Raw genomic sequence first — 20883 nt, forward strand, 5'->3', positions numbered from 1 at the left:
CTTACCTCATTTTATAAAGCAAAAGGGACGGCAGAGCTCTGCCATCCCTTAGTATAATATACTTTGCACAAAAGCGCAATGCCAAGAAACTGCTGCGGGGTCTGCTCAGGCCGCAGCCGCAGCTTCTTGTGCCGTGTAGGGGTTGGGCAGCACGGCACTCCGGCTTCCGCTCAGCATCGCATAGGATGCCGCTGCATGGGGCCGTCTGCCGCCCTGCTCGTTGTACCAGATGATATCATCGGTGCCGTAGATGCTCTTGGCATAGTCCACGGCCTGCTCCAGCGTTTCGCCTTCGATCATCCGGTTCACAGTGGCCCACAGCATGCTGCGGGAGTACACCGAGTACACATTGTTCACATAGCCCATCACGGCTTTGGCACCGCCTGCCAGCAGGCCGTCTGCCATAGCGGTATCCACATGGCCGTTCTTGCCGTAGAACTCACAGGTCTCGCTGAGCACGATGCCATTGCCCCGGTATGCACTGCGGAAGAAATCGCCGTTGACGGCATACATGCCGTTCACCTTGACCACACGGTGGGCCAGCAGGTCAAAGCCATAGCGCAGGTCGCTCCAGAATTCTGATTTTTCGCTCAGCAGGATCAGCGGCTCGGTGGCGGTCCTTTTCCACAGCCAGCCGTATTCATAGGTATAGTAGGCACCATGGGTGCTCAGGATGCACAGGTCATAATCACCCATCCTGCGCAGGTCGGACACGGTAACGGTAGTGTCCAGTCTGGTCTGCAGCCCCACCGAATCCCAATAGGTCTGCATATAGGCATAGTAGGGGTAGCGGGCGCTGTTGATGGTGTTGTCAAAGGCGTAATAGATGGCCGCCGTGCCCACCCGCTTGTTCTCGGCCAGCTGCTGCAGCTGTTCTTTCTCCAGCTGCGGCAGAGCGGCAGCGTTCTCCTCCTCCGGGTCTGCCACCAGAATGCCGCCCAGCGCACCGCAGCTGTAGGTAAAGCTCACCATACCGTTTTCGGCATCGGTGTACACAGAGCCCTGCTTCACAAGGCCCTGCCGGGTCAGCTCCTCCAGCTGCTGCAGGGCTGCATCGATGCGCTCGTCCTCGCTCATCCGGGTGTAATCCTCGCTATCGGTCAGCTCCGTGACTGCAGCATCTGCCTGCTGCATCCCGCGCACATCCGCAGCCGTCAGGCTCTGCTGCACAGCGGCGGTTTCCTCCGGCTGCTGTGCAAAAGCCGCCATGGGCAGAGCTGTCAGCGCAAAAGCCAGCGCACACAGCACACACACAAGGCGGCAGGGTCTATTCTGTTTCATTCCCATTCCCTCCGGGCCTGCCGTGCGCCCATGCAGCACGGGGCCCTTTTCCGGCAGGCAGGATGCCTGCCCGGCCAATGACCGGCCGTTCCATCTTCTTCCCGCGGCAAAAACTTCATCCGTGTTTGTCGTGCCTTCATTGTAGATGCTGCCGTCCGCTTTGTCAAGCACCCACGCAGATTTTACAAGGCTGTTCCACACGGCAGATTGAAAACGCTGCGCCATCTGTGTATAATAAGGATAAACTGGGTTTGTGTTGCCTATGCGTGCAGCCGGACCCGGTGTGCATCTGGAAACGAAAGGTGGTGCTTTCTTGGAAAGCATTCGACAATATCTGAAGCGGACGGATAAGCTCTACCTGCTGCTGTGCATCTTCAGTAGCACCATGGCTGTGGTGGCACTGGCCTCCTGGGCCGCAAAGCAGGGCAGCGGCTTTGCTACCGATGAGCTCACCGGTGCCGTTATCGGCATCGGCGATTACCGCCGTGCGCTGGTGCAGGCCGGTGCGGCGGTGCTGGGCATCATCCTTGCGCTGCTGCTCTCCTGCATCGATTACCGCAGCCTCGTCAAGGTGTGGCCGGTGCATGTGGCCCTGACATGGGGCCTTGTGCTGCCCACCCTGTTCATCCGCAACGTGACCATCGGCCCGCTGACCATCGGCTTCAACGCCGGTGATACCGATAACTACTCCTGGTACAAGCTGGGCGGCTTTACCTTCCAGCCCACTGAGCTGGCAAAGATCAGCTTCATCCTCACCTTTGCCATGCATCTGAACAATGTGCGCAGCCGCATCAATGAGCCCAAGGAGCTGGCCAAGCTGCTGCTGCACCTGCTGGTGCCCATCGCCATCATCCATGTTCAGGGCGATGACGGCACCGCCATCATCTACGCCATCATCGGCTGCAGCATGATGTTTGCGGCGGGCCTGAGCTGGAAGTATATCATCGGAGCCATTGCAGCCGCCGCTGCCGCAGTGGCCGCAGCCTTCGCCTTTTTCAGTGATAAGATCGGCAAGGGCTACCAGTGGTACCGCATTCTGGCCGTCATCGACCCGGAGAACACCACCGGCTGGGCACCCAACGAGACCACCTGGAAAAACATCATCTACCAGCAGCAGCGCGGCGAGATCGCCATCGGCTCCGGCGGCATCTTCGGCAACGGCCTGTTCAGCGGCCGGTACTACAGCGTACCCAACGCCCACAACGACTTTATCCTCAGCTGGATAGGCAACACCATGGGCTTTGTGGGCCTGTGCATCGTGCTGGGTGCCCTGCTGGCACTGGTGATCAAGACTTTTGCCACCGGTGCCCGCAGCGAGGATCTGCTGGGCAGCTATATCTGCGCCGGCATCGGCGGTGCCCTGATGGCTCAGATCGCCGTGAACGTGGGCATGAACCTGCGGGTGCTGCCGGTCATCGGCGTCACCCTGCCCTTTTATTCTGCGGGCGGCAGCTCGGTGCTGATGCTGTATATCTGCGTGGGGCTTGTGCTGTCGGTCTATATGCACAACACAAAGAGCCTGTTCGGGTAAGGCTCCGGCACACCGGTCTGTCTGTTCATCGTTTCCCCCCTGTGATCCGGCTTTTTCTGACATACCTGACAAAAAAATGGTTCAACTCTCTTGCAATCTGCCTGTGCACATGGTAAAATTGTACAGAAGTTTGCAGTTTTATTGTGCAATAGGTGCAATAACTGTGTGGGAGAGTTTGGGGCTCTTCTTATTTTCTGTTATGGACTAAGATGGAGTGAATCTGAATATGACAACTGTAAACACTGCGCCAGAAGCGGAATACTGGCTGCAGACCGGCCGGATGGAGGAGCCCGGCGCAGAGCTTGGCATCCGCAAGCCGGTCACGGTCGACCGTAAGACGAATCTTCATGAGCACCGCGCCTACTGGTGTGTGCGCCGCGCACAGGATATCTTCTTTTCCCTGCTGGCGCTGATCGCGCTTTCCCCGCTGATGCTCCTTACCTGCATTGCAGTCTGGATCGACAGCCCGGGTGCAAGCCCGGTGTTCAGCCAGCTGCGGGTGGGCCGCAACGGCAAGCTGTTCCGGCTGTACAAGTTCCGTTCCATGTGCCCGAACGCTGAGAGCAAGCTCAACGATCTGCTGCAGGACAACGAGATGGACGGCCCGGTGTTCAAGATGAAGGACGATCCCCGCATCACCCGGGTGGGCCATTTCATCCGCAAGACCAGCATCGACGAGCTGCCTCAGCTGGTGAACATCCTCAAGGGCGATATGAGCATTGTGGGCCCGCGCCCGGCTCTGCCCCGTGAGGTGGCCCAGTACACCCCCTATGAATGGCAGCGGCTGTACGTGACGCCGGGCCTGAGCTGCTACTGGCAGATCGCCCCGCACCGCAACCAGCTGAGCTTTGAGGAGTGGATGGCGCTGGATGTGAAGTATGTCAAGGAGCGCAGCTTCCTGGTGGACTGGAAGATCATCTTTGCAACCTTCCGTGCAGTGCTGTTCGGCCACGGAGAATAAATTTTTGCCTGAGAAGTGACAAAGCCTGTCTGCTTTGTCGCTTTCTTTTTATCTATGGGCCTGCGGGCCTGCAGGAAACAAAAAAACAGAGGGACGACGCGGGGTCGTCCCTCTGTTTTTGCTTAGATCATCAAATTACTTCAGCACGGCACCCAGATTTGCACTGGTGACCATGCGTGCATAGCGGCTGAGCCAGCCGGTCTTGATGTTGGGTTCGGGTGCAACATACTTTGCCTTGCGCTGGGCCAGGACTTCGTCGCTGACCTCCAGCGTGATGGAGGCATTGGGGATATCAATGTTGATGGTATCGCCCTCCTCGATCAGGCCGATGGGGCCGCCGGAAGCAGCCTCCGGGCTCACATGGCCAATGGCTGCACCGCGGCTTGCGCCGGAGAAGCGGCCATCGGTGATGAGGGCCACGGTCTTGTCCAGCTTCATGCCGGCCAGTGCGGAGGTGGGGTTCAGCATCTCACGCATGCCGGGGCCGCCCTTGGGGCCTTCGTAGCGGATGACCACCACATCGCCCGGGACGATCTTGCCCGCGTAGATGGCGGCAATGGCCTCGTCCTCGCTGTTGAACACACGGGCCGGGCCGGAATGCTGCTGCATCTCGGGGGCCACGGCGCTGCGCTTGACCACACAGCCGTCCGGTGCAATGTTGCCCCACAGGATCTGCAGGCCGCCGGTCTGGGAATAGGGGTTGTCGATGGGGCGGATGGCCTTGTCGTTCAGGATGTGTGCGCCCTTGATGTTCTCGCCCAGCGTCTTGCCGGTAACGGTAGGCACATCCAGATCCAGCAGGCCCTTCTTGGCCAGCTCTGCCTGCACAGCAGGAATGCCGCCTGCGGCGTACAGATCCGGCATGTGGGTGGGGCCGGCCGGTGCCAGATGGCACAGGTTGGGGGTCTTGGCGCTGATCTCATTGAACAGCTTCAGGTCGATGGGCACACCGGCCTCATAGGCGATGGCCAGCAGGTGCAGCACGGTGTTGGTGGAGCAGCCCAACGCCATATCACAGGTCAGAGCGTTGCGGATGGAGCGCTCGTTGATGATCTGGCGTGCGGTGATGCCCTTCTTGACCATATCCATGATGGCCATACCGGCGTGCTTTGCCAGCTGCAGACGCTTGGAGTAGACGGCAGGAATGGTGCCGTTGCCGGGCAGTGCGATGCCGATGGCCTCGCACAGGCAGTTCATGCTGTTGGCGGTGTACATGCCGGAGCAGCTGCCGCAGCTGGGGCAGCAGTTGCAGGTGCAGTCTTCCAGCTGATCCTCGGTGATCATACCGGCCTTGTAGGCACCCACAGCCTCGAACATCTTGGAAAGGCTGACCTCTTCGCCGCCGTAGGTACCGGCCAGCATGGGGCCGCCGGAGCAGACCACAGCGGGCACATCCATGCGCACCGCTGCCATCACCATGCCGGGCACGATCTTATCGCAGTTGGGCACCAGCACCAGACCGTCCAGCTGGTGGGCCATGAGCATGGTCTCCACGCTGTCGCAGATCAGCTCGCGGGAAGCCAGCGAGTACTTCATGCCCACATGGCCCATGGCGATGCCGTCGCACACGCCGATGGCAGGAATCAGGATGGGGGTACCGCCTGCCATCTCAACACCGGCCTTTACGGCATCGGCGATCTTGTCCAGATTCATATGGCCGGGCACGATCTCGCTGTAGGCGCTCACCACGCCGATCAGCGGGCGCTCCAGCTCTTCCTTGGTATAGCCCAGTGCGTAGAACAGGCTTCGGTTCGGAGCGCGCTCCGAGCCCTTGGTCACATTGTCGCTTCTCATTTCAAATCCTCTTTTCTGTCAAAAACCCTCTCCGTCACGGCTGCGCCGTGCCACCTCTCCCGAAGGGGAGAGGTTTTTGCGGAGGATCTATAAGTATAAGGTTCTCACTTTCAACAAAAGCTCCCCCTTTCGGGGGAGCTGGCCGCCGAAAGGCGGCCTGAGAGGGTTTTCCTCTTACTTCTTCAGCCAGCTCATCATGCCGCGCAGCTCTGCGCCGACCTTCTCGATGGGCAGCTCTGCTTCCATGCGGCGCTTTGCCAGGAAGTGCACCTTGCGGCCGCCGTTGGGGCTCATCTCGGTCAGGAACTCGGAAGCGAAGGTGCCGTCCTGGATCTCGGTCAGGACCTTCTTCATCTCCTTGCGGGTCTCGGCGGTGATCAGGCGCTTGCCGGTGCGGTAATCGCCGTACTCAGCGGTGTTGGAGATGGAGTAACGCATCTTGGAGAAGCCGCCCTCATTGATCAGGTCAACGATCAGCTTCATCTCGTGGCAGGTCTCAAAGTATGCCATCTCGGGCTCGTAGCCAGCTTCCACCAGCGTATCGAAACCGGCGTGGATCAGCTCGGAAACACCGCCGCACAGCACTGCCTGCTCGCCGAACAGGTCGGTCTCGGTCTCCTCCTTGAAGGTGGTCTGCAGGATGCCTGCACGGCCTGCGCCGATGCCGGAAGCGTATGCCAGAGCGATATCCTTAGCCTTGCCGGTGTAGTCCTGCTCCACGCAGATCAGAGAGGGGCAGCCCTCACCCTCGGTGTACAGGCGGCGGACAATGTGGCCGGGGCCCTTGGGAGCGATCATGATAACATCCACATTCTTGGGAGCGGTGATGGTCTTGAAGTGGATGTTGAAGCCGTGTGCAAAGGCCAGTGCCTTGCCCTCGGTCATGTAGGGAGCCACCTGCTTGTTGTAGATGTCGGCGCACAGCTCGTCGGGCACCAGCATCATGACAACGTCGCCGGCCTTGGCAGCTTCTTCCACTTCCATGACCTTGAAGTTCTCGTGAGTTGCTGCGAACTCAGAAGCCTTCTCCCAGTGAGCAGAGCCCTTGCGCAGGCCGACGACGACGTTCACGCCGCTCTCGGCCAGGTTCTCGGAATGGGCGTGGCCCTGGCTGCCGAAGCCGATGACAGCGACGGTCTTGCCGTCCAGCACGCCGAGGTTGCAGTCGGAATCGTAGTATTTCTTGATAGCCATGGTAGTTGTTCTCCTTTTTTGTTTTGTGTTTATTCAGTGGCTGATTCTAAACATTTTATTTTTTCGCTCCTTGAGAGCGGAAAAGCGAAGTTTTAACCCTCTCAGTCATCTCGCTTTGCTCGATGCCAGCTCCCCCGAGGGGGGAGCTTTTATCATACCTTTTCTTTTGATGATGCATAAAACCTCGCCCTTCGGGAGAGGTGGCACGGCGCAGCCGTGACGGAGAGGGTTCGTTCTTATTTTCTCTCCGGGCAGTGGGTCCCCGGCAGAGGCAGCTGCGCTGCGCGCACCTCCTGCGGCGGCTTCTGCATGTGCTGGTGCATCCCGCCGCGCTCCAGTGCGGTGACGCCGGTGCGGCACTGCTCCAGGATCTTATAATCCGCGAACATTTTCAGGAAGGCGTCGATCTTATCCGGCTTGCCGATCAGCTCAAACACCATGCTGTCCGGCGAAAGATCGATGATCTTTGCCTTGTAGATGCTGGCGATTTCCCGCAGCTCACTGCGGTTGTGCACGTCGGACGCCACCTTCAGCAGCAGCAGCTCCCGTTCCAGCGATTTTTCGCCGTCCAGCACGAACACCTGACGGGTGACCTCCAGACGCTCGGTCTGCAGGATCAGCTGGCTGAGTGCCTTTTCGTCGCTGGTGATTGTGACCGTGATGCGGCTGACCGCCGGGTCGTTGGTAGCCGAAACGGTCAGGCTGTCAATGTTGAAGCCGCGGCGGCAGAACAGGCTGGACACACGGGCCAGAACACCGCTCTGGTTGTCCACCAGCAGGCTGATAACCCTGCGTTTGTTGGTTTCCATTTTGCTGTGTCCTCCTTATTCCATGATGATGTCGTTGATGTCGCCGCCGCCGGGGATCATGGGCAGCACCTTTTCGTCCTTATCGATGATGCACTCGATCCATGTGGGGCCCTTCTGCTTGAGCGCATCCGCAAAAGCAGCCTGAAACTCCGGCAGGTTAGTGCAGCGGTAGCCCTTCAGGCCAAAGCCGTCTGCCAGCTTGACGAAATCCGTCTTGCGGTGGGGGTCGGTCTGGCTGTAGCGCCTGCCGTAGAAGGTGGTCTGCCACTGGCGCACCATGCCCAGCACCGAGTTGTTGAAGATCACGGTGATGATGGGCAGCTCGTAGCTCACAGCGGTGCAGGCCTCGTTCAGGTTCATGTGGAAGGAGCCGTCACCGGTGAACATGACCACCCGCTGATCCCGGCCAAGGGCCATCTGTGCGCCGATGGCAGCACCGTAGCCAAAGCCCATGGTGCCCAGACCGCCGCTGGTGATGAAGCCGCGGCTCTTGGCGTGGCGCAGATACTGCGCTGCCCACATCTGGTGCTGGCCCACATCGGTCACATACACGGCCTCCGGACCGCACTGATTGCACACCTCTCCGATGACCTGATGGGGCATCAGGCGGGTGGGGTCGGACACCGGGTGGTAATCCTGTGCCTGCCACTCGTGGATCATGGCCATCCACTCCGGATGCTTTTTCTCCTTGATCTGGGGCAGCATGGCGTTCAGCACATAGGCCGCATCGCCCACGATGGAAAGATCGACCTCCACATTCTTGCCCAGCTCACTGGGGTCGATGTCGATCTGGATGATGGTGGCGTTCTTTGCAAAGGTCTTGGGGTTCAGGGCCACACGGTCCGAGAAGCGGGTGCCCACTGCAATGAGCACATCGCAGTCGGCCACAGCGCGGTTGGAGGTGTAGCAGCCGTGCATGCCCACCATCCCGATGTTCATCGGGTCGCCGTAGGGCACGACGCCTGCGGCCATCAGGGTATAAGTCGCAGGATCTCGGCCTTCTTCAGCAGGTCGCGCAGGGGCTGGCAGGAAGCTGCGCTGCGCACGCCGCCGCCAAAGTAGACCAGCGGGCGCTGTGCGGCGTTGATGAGGTCTGCCGCCCACTTCACCCGCTCTGCGTTGAAGGTGGTCACGGTGCGGATGGGCTCCGGCTTTTTGGGGGTGAACTCGCACACCGCCGCCGTCACGTCCTTGGGGATATCCACCAGCACCGGGCCCTTGCGGCCGCTCTGTGCAATGCGGAAGGCAGAGCGCATGGTATCGGCCAGCTCCTCTACCCGGCGCACCGTGAAGTTGTGCTTGGTAATGGGCATCGTGATGCCCTCAATGTAGGCTTCCTGAAAGCCGTCCTTGCCAAGGCCCGTCGTGGCTACGTTGCCGGTGAAGGCCACCATGGGCACCGAGTCCATATAGGCTGTGGCAATGCCGGTGACCAGATTGGTGGCACCCGGGCCGCTGGTAGCCAGCACCACACCGGTGCGTCCGGTGGCGCGGGCATAGCCGTCTGCCGCGTGAGCCGCGCCCTGCTCGTGGGCGGTGAGCACATGGGTGATGCGGTCCGAATTCTTGTACAGTTCATCGTAAAGGTTCAGCACTGCGCCGCCGGGATAACCAAAAAGGGTGTCCACGCCCTGCTCGCACAGGACCTCTACAAAGATCTGAGAACCATTCAACTGCATGGTGTTGCTCCTATTCCTGTTCTACTTCTTATCCATTCCCTCAGGGAGAGCTTTTGAAAAAGAAAAAGAAAAAGCCCTTGTCCCCTGCTTCTTTCAAGAGACAAAGACCTTGTAACATCAAGCTCTCTGCGGTACCACTCTCGTTGGCGTGCTGTGCACACCCTCTCACGGGCTTCCAACAAAGCCCTGCACGGTAACGGCTGCAACCGGCGCTGCTTACAAGGGTTTTGCACCCGTTGGGCAGGCTGCTCCGGGATGATTTTCCGCACGAAACGCTGACTGCCTTGCACCAGACGGCAGCTCTCTGAACAGTGGGGATCGTGTGGTACTTTTTCCCATCTGCGCATTTGTTGATGTAAATTATACTATAAATCGGGCTTTTGTCAATCGATGATTTGTCTCCTGAAGCATCTCAAACATGAAGGGATTTGAACACCTCTTGCGCCCCGGCAAAAGCTGCTGTATACTTCTGATATGCGCGCCTGCGCGTTTATTTATCACACGCTCAAATCAGAGGGACAGGAATATGAAACTGAGAGAATGGAATGCCCGGCTGCACGGGCTTGTTATTTTCCGCAGCTTGCTGGACGATCCCGTGGTGGCAAAGTTTGCGGATCTGACCGACCGCATGGAAGCCGGTGCGCCCGGCTGCGGCCCGGTGTGTGACGCCGTGGCACAATTTGAAGCGGCGCTGTTCGAGCACACCACCAACTGGGGCAGCTACCTCAGCGCCGCCGTGCTGGAAACCGAGACCGTCTGCGTGCGGCAGGCTGCAGCGGGCACCCTTGCCCCGGTGCTGCAGACTGCACTGGACAGCGAGCTGGCCTTTTTGCAGGCCCTGTGCGGCCTGACGCTGGACGAGCTGCTGGCCGCAGCCGGTTCTGCTGCCGGTCAGGCACAGGAGCTGGACTTTCTTCCCCGGTGGGAGACGGCACAGCTCGACCTGCCTGCCGCCTACGCCCAGCGCATGAGCGAGGTGGGCAGAAAGGGCTACGGCATGTTTGCCAAGCACCATGTGTTCACGGTGGAAAACGGCCAGCTGGTGCCGGTGAAGTACCCCGACCCCCAGCGCCTTTCCGAGCTGCCCGGCTATGAGAAGGAGCGGGAAAAGGTCATTGCCAACACCAGGGCCCTGCTGGCCGGAGTGCCCGCCAACAATGTGCTGCTGTACGGTGACGCCGGCACCGGCAAGTCCAGCGCGGTGAAGGCCATTGCCAACGAGTTTGCGCCCGACGGCCTGCGGCTGGTGGAGGTGAAAAAGAACCAGCTGTACCAGATCCCGGATCTGATGGACAGGCTGGCGGCGAACCCGCTCAAGTTCATCCTGTTCATCGACGACCTGAGCTTTACCGCCAACGACGACAACTTTGCCGCCCTGAAGGCCATTCTGGAAGGCAGCGTAGGCGGCCGGGCCAAGAACATTGCGGTATATGCCACCTCCAACCGCCGCCACCTGATCAAGGAGACCCTGACCGACCGCACCGGCGATGACATCCACGAAGCCGACACCCGGCAGGAGCTGATGAGTCTTTCCGCCCGGTTCGGCCTGACCGTCACCTTCCAGCGCCCGGAGAAGGCCCGGTTCGAGACCATTCTGGCAGAGCTGGCAAAGCAGCACGGCATCGATATGCCCATGGATCAGCTGCTGGTAAAGGCCGAGGCCTTTGCCATCCGCGCCGGAGGCCGCAGCCCCCGGGTGGCAAAGCAGTTTATTGAACAGTGCGAGGCCGGGGTGCAGAAGTGACCCCCGCGCCCTCACTCTTTCCGCAAAAAAGCCGCAGGAACGCTGCTTTGCAGCATCCTGCGGCTCTCTTTTTGTCCGGTATTCAGAAACAGTCTGCGTGCGTTCACTCACGCACGGCGATGCACTCGATCTCCAGCTTTGCGCCCTTGGGGATGGCCGCCACCTGCACACAGCTGCGTGCAGGGAACGGCTCTGCAAATGCCTTGGCATACACGGCGTTCACAGCGGCAAAATCGTTGATGTCGGCAAGGAAGATGACCGTCTTGACCACATTTGCCATGGAAAGACCTGCCTCCGCCAGAATGGCCTTGAGGTTTGCCAGACTCTGTGCAGCTTGCTCCTCCACGGTATCGGCCATCTTGCCGGTGGCAGGGTCTACCGGGATCTGGCCGGAAACGAACACCATATTGCCCAGATCGATGGCCTGGCTGTAAGGGCCGATGGCGGCGGGTGCATTGGAAGTAGAAACGACTTTCATAGCAGTTCTCCTTTGTTGTAAGATCACAATTTAAAATGGCCGGCGCGTGCGCTTTGGCTCTATTCAGCGGAAATTTGATTTTTATATTTGTGCTCCGGAAAAGCCTGCGGGCTTTTCCGGAGCACTTTTTCATGAGACAAGCCGTACAAATAGCAATTGAAAATAGTGCTTTGTGTGTCGGCCCCTTTGGTGAAAATGCGTTTGGAGCGCCCCGCGTTTGTGTAGCAATGAAAGCCCCAGTGGGGCTTTTAAGCGGCGAGCGGTCTGCGTCAGCAGATGGAGGGGCTTTGCCCCGACAAGTTCCGCAGGGCACGACAAACGCAAAATAAAAAATTATTTTCCGCTATTTATGGCCAGAGCGCAACAGCGATGACCGCTGCCTGTGGCAGAAACAGGGAGGAGCTGTTGGGGCAGCGGCCTGCAAGATGCGAGTGCCGCGCCAAGGCACGAAGCAGATGCAGGGAGCCGCAACTCGTAAGCGGAGGCCATTCTAAATCGTCTGTTTTTCCTTATTATACTCTTTCGCTCACCAGCTGGAAACCCTCTTTTGCAAGTTCTGCACGGATCTGCTCGATCTGCGCTGCGTCGCGGGTCTCAAGGGTCAGCTTGAGGAAGCAGCTGGAGATGGGCATGTTGGGGTCAGAACCATCGTGCTGCACCGACACCACATTGCTGCCGCAGCGGGAAACGATCTCCGCCACCTTCTTCAGCTGGCCGGGCTTGTCCTCCAGTGCGATGGTCATGTTGGCCTTGCGGCCGCTCATCACCAGACCGCGGGTGATGACACGGTTGAGGATGTTCACATCGATGTTGCCGCCGGAGACAACGCAGGCCACCTTTTTGCCCTCGACCGGCAGCTTGTGGAACAGCACTGCAGCCACCGGCACGGCTCCGGCACCCTCGGCCACCAGCTTCTGGTTCTCCATCAGGGAGAGGATGGCGGCAGCGGTCTCGTCCTCGGTGACGGTGACGATATCATCCACATACTGTTCGCAGATCTGGTAGGTCAGCTCGCCGGGCGTCTTGACCTGAATGCCGTCTGCAAAGGTGGAGGCCGCTTTCAGGGTCTGATACTTGTGCTCATGCAGACTGCGGTACATGCTGGGGGCACCTTCGGCCTGCACGCCGTACACCTTTACCTCCGGGCGCAGGCTCTTGATGGCAAAGGCCACGCCGGAGATCAGGCCGCCGCCGCCCACCGGCACAACGACCGCATCCACATCCGGCAGCTGATCCAGAATTTCCAGACCGATGGTCCCCTGCCCCGCGATGACCTGCTCATCGTCATAGGGGTGGATAAAGGTCATGCCGGTCTCTTCCTGCAGCTCCACGGCCTTGTCGTGGGCGTCGTCGTAGGTGCCGGGCACCAGACACACTTCTGCGCCAAGGTTCTTGGTGTTCTCCACCTTCATGATGGGCGCTCCGTCCGGCATGCAGACGATGCTCTTGATGCCGCGGCGGGTGGCAGCCAGTGCCACGCCCTGCGCATGGTTGCCCGCAGAGCAGGCGATCACGCCCTTGGCGCTCTCCTCTGCGGAGAGCTGGCTGATCTTATAGTAAGCGCCGCGCACCTTGAAGCTGCCGGTGGCCTGCAGATTCTCGGTCTTCAGGTACAGATGGCAGTCCTTGGAAAGCTTGGATGCCTCAATGAGGTCGGTCTTGCGGGCAACGTCCTTGAGCACAAAGGCGGCGTGGTAGATCTTATCCAGAGTCAGCATGGTGATTCTCCCTCTATATGACACATTTTACTGTAATTGCATGGTTTTCAGTATAGATTAGCAAAGTTGTTTTGTCAAATGAATTTCCTTCATGATAAAAGTCGCAGAAAAGAGAGCGGCAATGTTTTCCATCAAGACCGGCACGGCAGCTGCCTCTTGCCGCCCCGACCCCATCCGTGAAAAAGGGGTTCTGAAAAGCCCGCAGGCTTTTCAGAACCCCAAAATCTCAAATAATTCTTCCGCTGAAACGGCCCAAAGCAGCGCGGAGGGCATTTTAAATCGTCCGTTCCCCCGCCATTGCCGCGCAGCGGCACATCATTGCGCAGGCACATCATTTTGCGCCACGGCGCAAACATCATTGCGTCAGCACATCATTGCCGCGCAGCGGCGTTACCGTCCGCGTCCACCGCCGCCGCCATGGCTGGAGCCGCCGCCCATTCCACCGAAGGAGCCGCCGCCGAAGCTGCCGCCGCCGAACGAGCCGCCTCCAAAGGAGCCGCCTCCGCGGGAGCCACCGAAGGAACCGCCGCCAAAGCCGCCGCCCATGGGAGGACGGGGCGGACGCCGGTTGTTGTTCCGGGGCGGGCGGGGCCGGTCATTGCGGGGGCCGGGGCCATAGCCCGGGCCGTATCCGGGGCCAAAGCCGGGGCCCGGAGGAGGAGGCGGGCCGGGACGATAATGCCGACGGGCCGAGCCTGCCATGTAGCCCCATGCGAAGGGGCCCCAGTTCCAGCCCACTGCATGGCCGATGGGTGCAATGAACACCCGGAACACGAACAGCACGATGATCAGCATCACCAGCAGGGACATGAACAGGATCACGATGCCCAGAACGACATCCTCAAAGGTGGTGGGGCCGTCGTCCGGCTCCGCGTAGCCGCCATCGTCGTAGCTGCCATTGTTCAGATTTACCCCATAAACACTTGCAATGGTGTCGGCCACATTGTTGGCACAGGTGGTCACGGCACCGTCGTAGTCGCAGGCAGCAAAGTCATTTTCCATGGTCTGGGCGATGGCGCTGGCCTGACTTTCCAGCGTGGTGTTGCGGAAGCCGTCGCCGTAGGTCACGTAGTAATCGCCATCCTCGTAGATGGGTGACTCCATCACCAGCAGGATCAGCACGCCGTTATTATTCGTAGCATCGCCGATGCCCCATGCGTTGAAGGCCTGTGTTGCATAATCCTCAGTGGAATAATTGCCCGTATAATCTACAGTCAGTACGCCGATCTGTGCCCCATTGCAGCTGGACTGCAGCTGGTTGTTCAGGTCGATGATGGTCTGGGTGGTGCTGTCGCTCAGAACGTTGGCGTCATCCACCACACACTGATCTCTGGGCAGATCCGGCAGGCTGGCGGCGGCAAGGGCCGCCGGGCACAGGGCCGCTGCGCCCACCACAAGGGCCAGCACCAGAGCGCTCACGCGCTTTGCAAAATTTTTCATGCGAAGGGTTCAACCTCCTTTACCCCGGCAATGCTGCCCAGCACACTGGCCGGAAAGCCGCCGGTCTCTTTCTGGTAGTCATAAACGGCATCGTTGTACTGCAGGGTGCCGATGATGGTAGCCGCACTGTTGAACTGGCCGTACTGCCCCTGCACTGCGCCCATCTTCATGGGGTCTGCAGCCTGCTCCTGCAGCTTTGCATAGAGCTGGTCGATCCGCGAACCCAGCACCTCGTTGGCCTGATACAGTGCATGCATCGTGCTGCCCTGATAATAAGGCAGCGAGGTGAGGGCCTGCGCTTTGCCGCCGTTCTGCACCGCTTCCAGACAGGCCGAGAAGTCGTTCAGTGCGGTCTGTGCAGCCTGCACCTCGGCACTGTCGGCCCCCAGCGTGTTGCCGGCGGTGGTGATGATGTTCGCCGCCGTGTTCATGCGGGTGGTCAGCTCCTCGCTGAGGTTATAGCCATTGTCTGCCGCCACACCCACCGTATACCATTTGCGGGCTTCGTTGTACCGGCTGCGCAGCTTGGCGCTGCCAAAGCCCAAAAAGGCCGCCAGCATCACCACCACGCTCAGGGCCAGCGCCGCCGCCCGGGTGGAAAGGGCCGGGGGCAGCTTTGCTTCCGCACCCGCCAGCTTCTGCTGCAAAGGGGTCAGCGGCACAGCCTGCTCCGGCTGCTTTTGTTCGCGGTAGCTGCCCGCGTCAAAACCGCCGGGAGTGCTGTTCTGTTTTTGCGAAAAATCTGCGTTTGCCATTTCAGCTCCGGATCTCCATCATTTTTGCTTTCAGTTCGTCCTCGATGCGGTTCAGCTCCTGCTCGGCGGCGGCACGCTTTGCGCGGCCCTCGCTCTGGATCTTGTTCAGCTCGTCCAGCGTCTCGATCAGGCTCTTGTTGGTCTGCTGCAGGGTCTCGATGTCCACCACACCGCGCTGGGACTCCTTGGCGGTCTCGATGGTACCCATCTTGAGGGCCTCGGCATTTTTCTTGAGCAGGTCGTTGGTCATATCGGTAACGGCACGCTCGGCCTGCATGGCCTGCTGGCTGTGGGCCAGACCCAGTGCCAGCACCATCTGGTTCTTCCACAGCGGGATGGTGTTGACGATGGTGGACTGGATCTTTTCCGCCATCATGGTGTTGTTGTTCTGCAAAAGGCGGATCTGGGGGCCCATCTGCAGGCTGATGTTGCGGGTGAGCTCCAGATCGTAGAGCTTTTTCTCAAACCGCTCGCACTGGTCGGCCAGATCGCGGGCAGCCTGTGCGTCCTCCGGCAGGCCGGAAACCTTGGCCTTGTCCATGGCCTGCTGCAGCTCGTTTGCCCGCACATCGGCCAGCTTCTTTTTGCCGGCCAGGATATACATGCTCAGCTCCTTGAAGTAGGCCATGTTCAGATCATACATCTTATCCAGCATGGCGATGTCCTTGAGCAGCTGCACCTGATGGCCCTCCAGCATGGACTGGATCTTTTCCACATTGGTCTCGGCCTTGTTGTACTTCATCTTCATGGCATCCAGCTGGTCGCCCTTCTTCTTGAAGAAGCCCAGAATGCCTTTTTTCTCCTCCTCACCGGCATCAAAGCTTTTCAGCTCACCGATCAGGCTGGTGATCATGTCGCCCACCTCGCCCAGATCCTTGGTGGACACCTTGGAGAGCGCAGCCTCGGAGAAATCGCCGATCTTTTTCTGGCAGGCAGAGCCGTACTGCAGCACCTGCTGGCTGTTGGTAATGTCGATCTTTTCGGCGAACTGGTCCACCATGGCCTGCTCCTCCGGGGTCAGGTTCACCTGTGCCTCCGGAGCGGGGGCTTCCTGCTGGACGGGCGCAGCCTTTTCCTCCGCTGCCGGGGCGGGGTCCAGCGTCAGGGTGGGCACAGCGGGTGCATCCAGATCAAAGTTGAATGTATTGTCTGCCATAAGAGATTCCTTCCTTTCCAAATACCGGTTACCTTTTTCTTCAGCTCAGTCCCTGCCCCTTGAGCATGTTCTGCAGCACCGTGATGTCTGCAGAAAGGTCCATGCTCTCGGCGGCGTACAGGGCATCCAGCTGGTTTTCAAACGCCGTGGCAATGGAAGCAGCATTGTGCTCCACCTCGGTACGGATGGCTGCGGCATTCTCACCGCGCACGCCCTGCTTTGCCAGCTTTGCATACTGCTGCAGCACGTTCACCGCATCCGGCAGGTAGTAGTTTGCGAACCTGCGCACCTGCTTTGCCTTTTCCGGATTTGCTTCCACCGCCTCCACAATGGAGCGGCCCGCTTTTTCCATGCGGGTCATGGCGGCAGAGAGCTGCGGGTCCGGCAGCTGCTCGTTGAGAGTGTGCAGGGTATCCAGTTTCTGCTGGATATCGGTCAGCATCGCGTCCACATCCTCCACACCGGTGTGGAAGGGCACTTCGTGCTCCACCACCTGGGGCGGGCAGACCTTCTGCGCCGCGCCAAAGGCGATCAGGGCGCCGCCCAGCGCTGCCAGCAGCGCCCACAGCTTATACACCGGCAGTACCGCGCACAATCCCAAAAAGACCAGCGCCATTGCATAAAATGGCAGAACGCTGGGCTTCTGGGTGCGGATGATCTTACTCATGAACCTTCTCCTTCTTTGGGGTAGCTTCCCCTTATGTTACCCATGATACCGCACCCGGCGAAAAACGCAAGGGTTTCACGGATAATTTACAACCTTGCAATCATTTGGAAATCCACGGGCCCAGTGCTTCGCCCCAGACCGCGCGCAGCGTTTCCGGGCGGCAGGCGGCGTTTGCCGGGCTGGTGCTGGGCAGCTTGACGGCCGCGATGCCGGACACCGGCTGCAGATACTTTGTATAGATGCGGTATGCCGCCGCACCGTTGCAGAGCACCGCCTCGATGGGTGCCTTTGCCAGCAGTGCGGCGATATCATTCGGCACCGCATCCCGGATGGAAGCGTCCGACGCCCCGGTAATGGTGCAGCGTTCCAGCGTGTCCCAGAGGGCCAGACCATGGCGCAGGATCAATCTGCTTTTTGGCTTCGATGTCCTCCCGCGCGGGCGTCTGCTCCCCGGTCAGCGCGGCCAGCATGGGCCAGAAGCGGTTCTGCGGGTGGCCGTAGTAAAAGGCCATCTCGCGGCTTTTGGGGCTGGGCCATGTGCCCAGGATCAGCGCCCGGCTGTGCTCGTTATACACCGGGTCAAAGCTCATTGTCCGCCTGCACTTTCAATTTTATCCCAAGGCGAGCCAAGGTCGCGGCCGGACGGCACCGCTGTGGGGCCGTCGAACCACAGCTCCTCGATCAGATCCGCCACGCCGTCCTCCCGCACGTCGCCAATGATGCGGTCGGCGGCAGCCTTTGCGTCCGGCGTGCCGTTTGCCATACAGCAGCCAAGGCCTGCTGCCTTCAGCATGCCCACATCGTTGGCAGAATCCCCTGCCGCCACGGCATCGGCCAGCGTCAGACCCATTTTTTCACACAGGTCGGCAAGGCCAACCCCCTTGTCCATTCCACCGCGCACGATGTCGTAGTAGCACAGGCCGTCGGCATTCTGCGCACCCACCTGCATCCAGTGCAGGCCCAGATGGCCGTACTTTGCCGCAAAATCTGCCACGTGCTCCGGCGGCACTGCCGCAAAGGCCGCGTGGGGCATATCGATCAGGTGGCGGTCCTGATCTTCGCCGTCCACGCAGTCCAGCCCGATGCTGTTCATCTGCCGGTAGCCCCTGTGCAGATATTCATACTCGCAGTAGGCGTAGCAGGCATCCCTGAAATTGAACTGCAGCGGATAGTTATAATCCTCACAGAAATCCACCAGCGCATACATTTCCTCAGCGGTGAGCGGGTGCTCTGCCACGATGCGGCCCTCGCGGTCCACCACGCAGGCACCATTGCAGGTGATGGCGTAGTCGAACCGGATGCCGCCCAGCTGCCCCTTGAGGCTGACGCACGGATAGGCACGGCCGGTGCTGAGCACGAATCTACCGCCTGCGGCCTGCAGCTTCTTCACCGCCTTGACCACCTTCTGGCGGGGCTTGCTCTCGCCAAAGGGCACCAGTGTATTGTCATAATCGCTTGCCAGAATCTTATATTGCATTCTTTTCTCCCCTATGGAACCAGTTTTGTACCAGTATACCATACTTTTTAAATTTTGGGGTGCATTTGTGCATAAAAATAAGGCTGTCGCACAGGATCTCATGCAATAGCCTCATACGCCGTTCTTCTCAGATCGTCCAGTTCCGGCTTACCGACCGGGTACATTTTCGAGAAGGCGGGCCAGAGCGAGGATGAGATCTTCCAGAACATCAGCAAACTTTATAAGAATGTGGTCGTTCTGGACTCCGGCGCGGGCTTTTTCGCCCTTCTGGTCGCGGCGCTGGCACCCGAAGTTCCCGGTGCAGCACAGTTCCAGCTGATGGAACTTCTGCAAAGCCTTGCGCAGCAGGGCCGGACCGTCGTGATGGTTTTGCACGACCTTGCCCACGCGATGCAGTACAGCGATGCCGTGGGTGTATTCGCAGACGGAAAACTTGCCACCTTTGCGGAACCCTCCCAACTGTATGAGCAGAAGATCTGGGAGGAAGCGTTTCAGGTAAAACTCTGTAAGGCACTGGATGGAACATATTATATCAAGTCGCTGGAAAGAAACGCACTGTTTCATGCTGTTGCCCCCCTTGTTTCAAAAACGGGGCTGTTGCAAAATAAAAATGCGATAGCAGCTTGCACAAAGAGATAGTGCAAAAAACGAAAAACAGGAAGTTCCCACTGGGGAACTCCCTGTTGTACATATCGCTATTGTCTGTGGCTTTTGGCAGGGTGCGTCCATTCAGGGCGCACCCTGTTTTTGTTTTATTCCCAGTTACAATTCAGCGCCGTTTGTCTCAATGACCCGCTTATACCAGTAAAAGCTATCTTTACGCTCGCGGCTCAGGTCGCCGGTGCCATCATCGAACTTGTTGACGTAGATGAAACCGTAACGCTTTGCCATCTCGCCGGTGGAGGCGGAAACGAGATCAATGCAGCCCCACGGGGTATAGCCCATCAGATCCACGCCGTCCTTGACCGCCTCAGCCATCTGCTCGATGTGCCGGCGCAGGTAGTCAATGCGATAGCTGTCGTGGATCTTGCCGTCCTCGCTCTTCACATCGTAAGCACCCAGACCGTTCTCCACCACCATCATAGGCAGGTGGTAACGGTCGTAGATTTCGTTGAGGGTGTAGCGCAGACCAATGGGGTCGATCTGCCAGCCCCAGTCGGAAGCCTTCAGGTAGGGGTTCTTCTTTCCGGCAACGATGTTGCCGCCCACATCCTCGGTATCCTTATGGGTGGTGATGCAGTTGGACATATAATAGCTGAAGGTGTAGAAGTCCACCGTGCCTTCTTTCAGGATGTCAGCGTCCTCGGGCTGCTGCAGGATGGTGATACCGTTCTCGGCGAACCAGCGCTTCATATAGCTGGGATACTCGCCGCGCACCTGCACATCGGAGCAGAACCAGTTGGTAATCTGCATCTTCTGCTGGTTGGCGACCACATCGGCAGGGTCACAGGTCAGCGGATAGCTGGTGATGAAGCTGATCATGTTGCCCATCTTGAACTGGGGATAGTTGTCGTGGGCGTACTTGACCGCCTTGGCGCTGGCCACGAACTGGTGATGAAGTGCCTGAAAACGCTCCTGCTTGTTGTCGGGCACATCGGCGGTGGAGCCTTCAAAGCCTTTGATCGTGCCGGTCCCGAGGATCGCGCCTATGGGCATGGTGCCGCAGTTGATCTCGTTGAAGGTCAGCCAGTACTTTACCTTGTCCTTGTAGCGCTCAAAGATTGCCTTGCAGTAGTTCATGTAGAACTCGATCAGTTCCCGGGAAGCCCAGCCGTTGTACTTTTCCACCAGAGCATAGGGCAGCTCGTAATGGCTAATGGTGACCAGCGGCTCGATGCCGTGCTTCTTGCAGCAGTCGAACACGCGGTCGTAGAACTCCAGACCCTTCTCATTGGGTTCCGTTTCCCAGCCGTTGGGGAAGATGCGGGTCCAGTTGATGGAGGTGCGGAAGGTCTTGAAGCCCATCTCAGCAAAGAGGGCGATATCCTCTTCGTAGTGATGATAGAAATCAATGGCCTCGTGGCTGGGGTACAGACGGTCAGGGCGGATGCCGGTGGTCACCCATTTCGGGCTGGTGTGGGAACCGTTGGTACACATATCCGGCACGCTGGGGCCTTTGCCGTCCACATCCCATGCACCCTCGAACTGATTGGCAGCGCAGGCACCGCCCCACAGAAAATCATCACGAAAAATTCCCAT

Annotated in this window: 16 protein-coding genes, 2 pseudogenes and 1 other annotated feature; of the genes and pseudogenes, 3 read left to right on the plus strand and 15 right to left on the minus strand. The window is 59.2% G+C overall.

All coding sequences use genetic code 11. From position 1 onward, the window contains the following. Window positions 1–105 precede the first annotated feature (105 nt). The gene (locus ACKXF7_RS01645) at window positions 106–1281 is read right to left on the minus strand and encodes a hypothetical protein (RefSeq protein WP_423741953.1); all 1176 of its coding nucleotides are present in this window, start codon (window positions 1279–1281) and stop codon (window positions 106–108) included. Between the two features lie 313 nt (window positions 1282–1594). On the opposite strand from ACKXF7_RS01645, the gene ACKXF7_RS01650 reads away from it, so the two are divergent. Together ACKXF7_RS01650 and ACKXF7_RS01655 are read left to right on the plus strand one after the other, a co-directional pair. Next, a complete protein-coding gene (locus tag ACKXF7_RS01650) occupies window positions 1595–2812 on the plus strand; it encodes an FtsW/RodA/SpoVE family cell cycle protein (protein WP_423741954.1) in 1218 nt (405 codons plus the stop codon). Between the two features lie 280 nt (window positions 2813–3092). Continuing rightward, on the plus strand, window positions 3093–3773 hold the full coding sequence (locus ACKXF7_RS01655; RefSeq protein WP_249238692.1) for a sugar transferase: 681 nt from the start codon (window positions 3093–3095) through the stop codon (window positions 3771–3773). A gap of 135 nt (window positions 3774–3908) precedes the next feature. Here ACKXF7_RS01655 and ilvD read toward each other — a convergent pair whose 3' ends face one another. From ilvD to ilvB, 4 genes and pseudogenes are all read right to left on the minus strand, one after another. Continuing rightward, window positions 3909–5567: a dihydroxy-acid dehydratase gene (gene ilvD / locus ACKXF7_RS01660; protein ID WP_097774031.1), complete on the minus strand. Its 1659-nt coding sequence runs from the start codon at window positions 5565–5567 to the stop codon at window positions 3909–3911. Between the two features lie 174 nt (window positions 5568–5741). Then, window positions 5742–6761 (minus strand): ketol-acid reductoisomerase, encoded by a 1020-nt coding sequence (gene ilvC, locus ACKXF7_RS01665; protein WP_097774032.1) that lies wholly within the window; start codon window positions 6759–6761, stop codon window positions 5742–5744. A gap of 236 nt (window positions 6762–6997) precedes the next feature. Beyond that, the gene (gene ilvN, locus ACKXF7_RS01670) at window positions 6998–7570 is read right to left on the minus strand and encodes an acetolactate synthase small subunit (RefSeq protein ID WP_339395412.1); all 573 of its coding nucleotides are present in this window, start codon (window positions 7568–7570) and stop codon (window positions 6998–7000) included. Between the two features lie 15 nt (window positions 7571–7585). Further along, a pseudogene (ilvB, locus tag ACKXF7_RS01675) lies at window positions 7586–9249 on the minus strand (biosynthetic-type acetolactate synthase large subunit). Between the two features lie 93 nt (window positions 9250–9342). After that, window positions 9343–9600: a binding site (T-box leader), on the minus strand. A gap of 175 nt (window positions 9601–9775) precedes the next feature. Here ilvB and ACKXF7_RS01680 point away from each other — a divergent pair. After that, window positions 9776–10993, plus strand: coding sequence for an ATP-binding protein (locus ACKXF7_RS01680; protein ID WP_423741955.1), 1218 nt, complete (start codon window positions 9776–9778; stop codon window positions 10991–10993). 103 nt (window positions 10994–11096) lie between these two features. On the opposite strand, the gene ACKXF7_RS01685 is transcribed toward ACKXF7_RS01680, so the two are convergent. The 10 genes and pseudogenes from ACKXF7_RS01685 to ACKXF7_RS01730 form a co-directional block, all read right to left on the minus strand. Then, window positions 11097–11471 (minus strand): RidA family protein, encoded by a 375-nt coding sequence (locus ACKXF7_RS01685; RefSeq protein WP_097774035.1) that lies wholly within the window; start codon window positions 11469–11471, stop codon window positions 11097–11099. Window positions 11472–11983: 512 nt separating this feature from the next. Beyond that, window positions 11984–13189 (minus strand): threonine ammonia-lyase, encoded by a 1206-nt coding sequence (gene ilvA / locus ACKXF7_RS01690; RefSeq protein ID WP_249238061.1) that lies wholly within the window; start codon window positions 13187–13189, stop codon window positions 11984–11986. 390 nt (window positions 13190–13579) lie between these two features. Beyond that, complete coding sequence (locus ACKXF7_RS01695) at window positions 13580–14629, minus strand: TPM domain-containing protein (RefSeq protein ID WP_423741956.1); 1050 nt, start codon at window positions 14627–14629, stop codon at window positions 13580–13582. Then, entirely contained in the window at window positions 14626–15384 is a 759-nt protein-coding gene (locus ACKXF7_RS01700) for a LemA (protein ID WP_423741957.1), read from the minus strand. The genes ACKXF7_RS01695 and ACKXF7_RS01700 overlap by 4 nt, the downstream gene beginning before the upstream one ends. 1 nt (window position 15385) lies before the next feature. Beyond that, complete coding sequence (locus ACKXF7_RS01705; protein ID WP_348584642.1) at window positions 15386–16540, minus strand: toxic anion resistance protein; 1155 nt, start codon at window positions 16538–16540, stop codon at window positions 15386–15388. A gap of 40 nt (window positions 16541–16580) precedes the next feature. After that, the gene (locus ACKXF7_RS01710; protein ID WP_423741958.1) at window positions 16581–17207 is read right to left on the minus strand and encodes a 5-bromo-4-chloroindolyl phosphate hydrolysis family protein; all 627 of its coding nucleotides are present in this window, start codon (window positions 17205–17207) and stop codon (window positions 16581–16583) included. 100 nt (window positions 17208–17307) lie between these two features. After that, a pseudogene (locus ACKXF7_RS01715) lies at window positions 17308–17797 on the minus strand (DNA-deoxyinosine glycosylase). Continuing rightward, a complete protein-coding gene (locus ACKXF7_RS01720) occupies window positions 17794–18684 on the minus strand; it encodes an HAD hydrolase family protein (protein WP_423741960.1) in 891 nt (296 codons plus the stop codon). The pseudogene ACKXF7_RS01715 and the gene ACKXF7_RS01720 overlap by 4 nt, the downstream one beginning before the upstream one ends. Before the next feature lie 147 nt (window positions 18685–18831). Continuing rightward, window positions 18832–19248, minus strand: coding sequence for a hypothetical protein (locus ACKXF7_RS01725; RefSeq protein WP_423741961.1), 417 nt, complete (start codon window positions 19246–19248; stop codon window positions 18832–18834). 198 nt (window positions 19249–19446) lie between these two features. Then, entirely contained in the window at window positions 19447–20883 is a 1437-nt protein-coding gene (locus ACKXF7_RS01730) for a glycoside hydrolase family 1 protein (protein WP_423741962.1), read from the minus strand.

Origin of the sequence: Faecalibacterium sp. 7 (genome assembly GCF_049562865.1) — a bacterium.
Classification (GTDB): domain Bacteria; phylum Bacillota; class Clostridia; order Oscillospirales; family Ruminococcaceae; genus Faecalibacterium; species Faecalibacterium wellingii.

Bases quoted from the DNA above. Each gene is read 5' to 3' on its own strand.
- ilvD (WP_097774031.1), bottom strand. From the start codon at position 5,567: ATGAGAAGCGACAATGTGACCAAGGGCTCGGAGCGCGCTCCGAACCGA.
- ACKXF7_RS01695 (WP_423741956.1), bottom strand. From the start codon at position 14,629: ATGAAAAATTTTGCAAAGCGCGTGAGCGCTCTGGTGCTGGCCCTTGTG.
- ACKXF7_RS01645 (WP_423741953.1), bottom strand. From the start codon at position 1,281: ATGAAACAGAATAGACCCTGCCGCCTTGTGTGTGTGCTGTGTGCGCTG.
- ACKXF7_RS01700 (WP_423741957.1), bottom strand. From the start codon at position 15,384: ATGGCAAACGCAGATTTTTCGCAAAAACAGAACAGCACTCCCGGCGGT.
- ACKXF7_RS01720 (WP_423741960.1), bottom strand. From the start codon at position 18,684: ATGCAATATAAGATTCTGGCAAGCGATTATGACAATACACTGGTGCCC.
- ACKXF7_RS01710 (WP_423741958.1), bottom strand. From the start codon at position 17,207: ATGAGTAAGATCATCCGCACCCAGAAGCCCAGCGTTCTGCCATTTTAT.
- ilvC (WP_097774032.1), bottom strand. From the start codon at position 6,761: ATGGCTATCAAGAAATACTACGATTCCGACTGCAACCTCGGCGTGCTG.
- ACKXF7_RS01705 (WP_348584642.1), bottom strand. From the start codon at position 16,540: ATGGCAGACAATACATTCAACTTTGATCTGGATGCACCCGCTGTGCCC.
- ACKXF7_RS01730 (WP_423741962.1), bottom strand. From the start codon at position 20,883: ATGGGAATTTTTCGTGATGATTTTCTGTGGGGCGGTGCCTGCGCTGCC.
- ilvA (WP_249238061.1), bottom strand. From the start codon at position 13,189: ATGCTGACTCTGGATAAGATCTACCACGCCGCCTTTGTGCTCAAGGAC.
- ilvN (WP_339395412.1), bottom strand. From the start codon at position 7,570: ATGGAAACCAACAAACGCAGGGTTATCAGCCTGCTGGTGGACAACCAG.
- ACKXF7_RS01655 (WP_249238692.1), top strand. From the start codon at position 3,093: ATGGAGGAGCCCGGCGCAGAGCTTGGCATCCGCAAGCCGGTCACGGTC.
- ACKXF7_RS01685 (WP_097774035.1), bottom strand. From the start codon at position 11,471: ATGAAAGTCGTTTCTACTTCCAATGCACCCGCCGCCATCGGCCCTTAC.
- ACKXF7_RS01725 (WP_423741961.1), bottom strand. From the start codon at position 19,248: ATGAAACAGTGCGTTTCTTTCCAGCGACTTGATATAATATGTTCCATC.
- ACKXF7_RS01680 (WP_423741955.1), top strand. From the start codon at position 9,776: ATGAAACTGAGAGAATGGAATGCCCGGCTGCACGGGCTTGTTATTTTC.